General features: G+C 71.7%; 4 protein-coding genes. All 4 read right to left on the reverse strand.

The features are described 5' to 3' along the window. Window positions 1-583, reverse strand: a 583-nt coding sequence (locus tag E1258_RS31670) for a glycogen debranching N-terminal domain-containing protein (RefSeq protein WP_305847286.1), incomplete at its 3' end; no start/stop codon positions are given. After that, complete coding sequence (locus E1258_RS31675) at window positions 583-954, reverse strand: SCP2 sterol-binding domain-containing protein (protein ID WP_132407542.1); 372 nt, start codon at window positions 952-954, stop codon at window positions 583-585. The genes E1258_RS31670 and E1258_RS31675, both read right to left, overlap by 1 nt. 160 nt (window positions 955-1,114) lie before the next feature. Further along, window positions 1,115-1,531 (reverse strand): CBS domain-containing protein, encoded by a 417-nt coding sequence (locus E1258_RS31680; RefSeq protein ID WP_132407544.1) that lies wholly within the window; start codon window positions 1,529-1,531, stop codon window positions 1,115-1,117. Between the two features lie 88 nt (window positions 1,532-1,619). Then, window positions 1,620-2,645 carry an aspartate-semialdehyde dehydrogenase gene (locus E1258_RS31685; protein WP_132407546.1) on the reverse strand — a complete coding sequence of 342 codons (1,026 nt, stop codon included), beginning with the start codon at window positions 2,643-2,645 and terminating at the stop codon, window positions 1,620-1,622. Window positions 2,646-2,832 lie beyond the last annotated feature (187 nt).

The following is a 2,832-nucleotide window of genomic DNA, read 5'->3' on the forward strand; positions in this document are numbered from 1 at the left end:
GCACGTCGATTTCCGTGCTCCACTGCTCGTTCGGCTCCAGGTGGACGGTGAACGCGAAGCCGTTGCGGTCGTACCGGGCGGTCCGCGAGCAGGAGATGATCGTCTCGCGCCGGAAGTTGCCCCGGTGGTAGCCCAGGCGCAGCCGGTCGGCCTCGGCCTCGGCGTACTTCTCGCCCTTCTTGTTCACGATCTCGTCCTTGACCTGGAACAGGTCGGCGAAGTCGGAGTCGACGTCCATCCGGACCTCGAGGTCGACGGGCTTCTCGTCGTGGTTGAGGATGGTGACCTGCTCATGGAAGCTGCCGCCGACGGCCCGCTTGCGGACGATCGACAGCTTCGCGTCGACGTAGTGGGTGGCCATCCCCGGCACCAGGAAGAAGCGCGCCTCGTAGTACTGGAGGTCGTCGTACGACAGGGTGTTGAGCCGCTCGCCGTTGATGGTCAGCACCCAGCGCGACAGGAACCGGGTGTCCAGGGAGAACATGCCGGTGGGCTCGCTCGGCGTCGCTTCGATGTCGCCGGTGTCCTCCGAGACGACGAAGGTGCTGCCGTCCAGGATCCGGACCGTGTTGCTCTGCGGCATCAGCGTGCCTCCCTCTGGACGTGCCGGCGCGGGCCCTGGCTGGTCGGCGGACCGGGAAAGAGCCGCTCCACCTGCACCACCAGCCGGGGGTCGCCACTGACGGTCATGTCCCCGCGCAGGATCGCCGCGATGCCGTGCGCACGGCCGGCGGCGAGTTCCTCGAAGAGGGCGGGGCTGATCCCGATGACGGTGTCCGCCTCCTGGTCCTCCTGGCTCACCCGCAACCGGCCCCGGTCGATCGCCACCGTCCAGTGGCTGGTGCGCGGGCCCTCGCGCAGGTCGAAGCGGATGGTTCCGGATGTCTTGACCAGCAGCGGTTCGTACCCCCGCCGGTTCAGGTCCTCGAAGAATCTGGTGGTCGCGTCCGGCATCGGTCCCTCCCTCCCGTCACGCCGCAGCGTTCGACGTCGCAGGAGGGGTCCCCGTCGGGCACGGGGTCAATCTCACCCGCAACGGGTGAGGCGCGGCGCGGCGCGGGCACGATGCGACGCCGGCCCCCGGGTGCGGGGGCCGGCGTGCCGCGGCGGACGGTCAGTTGTTGGGGTCGTCGGCGCTGATGCCCGCCAGCACCGACTGTGGTTCGCGCTCGACCGCGAGGTCGCCAATGGAAATCAGCCCGACCAGCCGGCCGCCGTCGATCACCGGCAGCCGGCGTACGGCGTACGTGCGCATCAGGTCGGCGGCGGCCACGGCGTCGTCGTACTGACTCACCGTGATCACGTCACGGCTGGTGATGTGGTTGAGCGGGGTCCTGCTGGGGTCGAGCCCCTCCGCGACGCCGCGGACCGTGATGTCCCGGTCCGTGACGATGCCGACCACATCGTCGCCAGCGGTGACGATCACGTCCCCGATGGCGCTGTCACGCATCTCCCGCGCCGCGGCGGTGAGCGTCTCGTCGCCGTCCATCGTCACCAACCGGGTCGTCATGAACTCTCCGACCGTTGTCATGGTGCTCCCCTCTCGGTGTCGGCACCGCCGTCTACCCGCCGGCCCGACGGGGTAACGCGACGGCACCGCACCGGCAGGCGAGCGGCCGTCAGCGGAGGTCGGCGGCGACGAGTTCGGCGAGCTGGACCGCGTTGAGGGCGGCACCCTTGCGCAGGTTGTCGTTGGAGCAGAACAGGGCGAGGCCGTGCTCCACCGTCTCGTCGGCGCGGATGCGCCCCACGTACGTCGGGTCCTGGCCGGCGGCGTCCAACGGCGTCGGCACGTCGGACAGGGCCACGCCGGGGGCCCCGTCAAGCAGCTCACGGGCCCGCTGCGGGCTGATCGGCCGGGCGAACCGCGCGTTGATCTGGAGCGAGTGGCCGGTGAAGACCGGGACCCGCACGCAGGTGCCGGAGACCTTCAGCCCGGGGATCTCCAGGATCTTGCGGCTCTCGTTGCGCAGCTTCTGCTCCTCGTCGGTCTCCGCCGAGCCGTCGTCGAGGATCGAGCCGGCGAGCGGGAGCACGTTGAACGCGATCGGCCGGGCGAAGACCCGGGGGGTGGGGAACTCCACCGCCGCGCCGTCGAAGGCCAGCCCGGCGGCCTGCTCGGCGACCTTGCGGACCTGCTCCTCCAGCTCGGCCACGCCGGACAGGCCGGCCCCCGACACCGCCTGGTACGTCGAGACGACCAGGCTCACCAGCTCCGCCTCGGCGTGCAGCGGGCGCAGCACCGGCATCGCAGCCATCGTGGTGCAGTTCGGGTTGGCGATGATGCCCTTCGGGCGGTTCGCGGCGGCGTGCGGGTTGACCTCGGCGACCACCAGCGGGACGTCCGGATCCATCCGGAACGCCGACGAGTTGTCGATCACCACCGCGCCGGCCTCGGCGACCCGGGGGGCCAGCTCCCGCGCGGTGCCCTTGCCGGCGGAGAAGAGCACGATGTCCAGGCCCGAGTAGTCGGCCGTGGCCGCGTCCTCGACCGTCACCTCGCCGCCGCGCCACGGCACGGCCCGGCCGGCCGACCGGGCGGAGGCGAACATCCGCACCTGCTCCGCCGGGAACTCGCGCTCCGCCAACACCTGCCGCATCACGCCACCGACCTGGCCGGTGGCCCCCACAATGCCGATCCTCATGCCCGCGAGGCTACCCAGGTCGGCGCCCGGGCCGGGAACGCTTTCCCACCGCCCGGCCCGGGACCGGCGGCCACCCGCCCGGCCCGCAAGCTACCCCGCGCCGCAACGACAGCGTCGCCAGGGCATGCCACGGCGGAAATTCCCGGGGCGCGGTCGGGCTCCGGCCGGAACATTCCCACCCCCGGCC

It is taken from the genome of Micromonospora sp. KC207 (assembly GCF_004348615.1).
Classification (GTDB): domain Bacteria; phylum Actinomycetota; class Actinomycetes; order Mycobacteriales; family Micromonosporaceae; genus Micromonospora.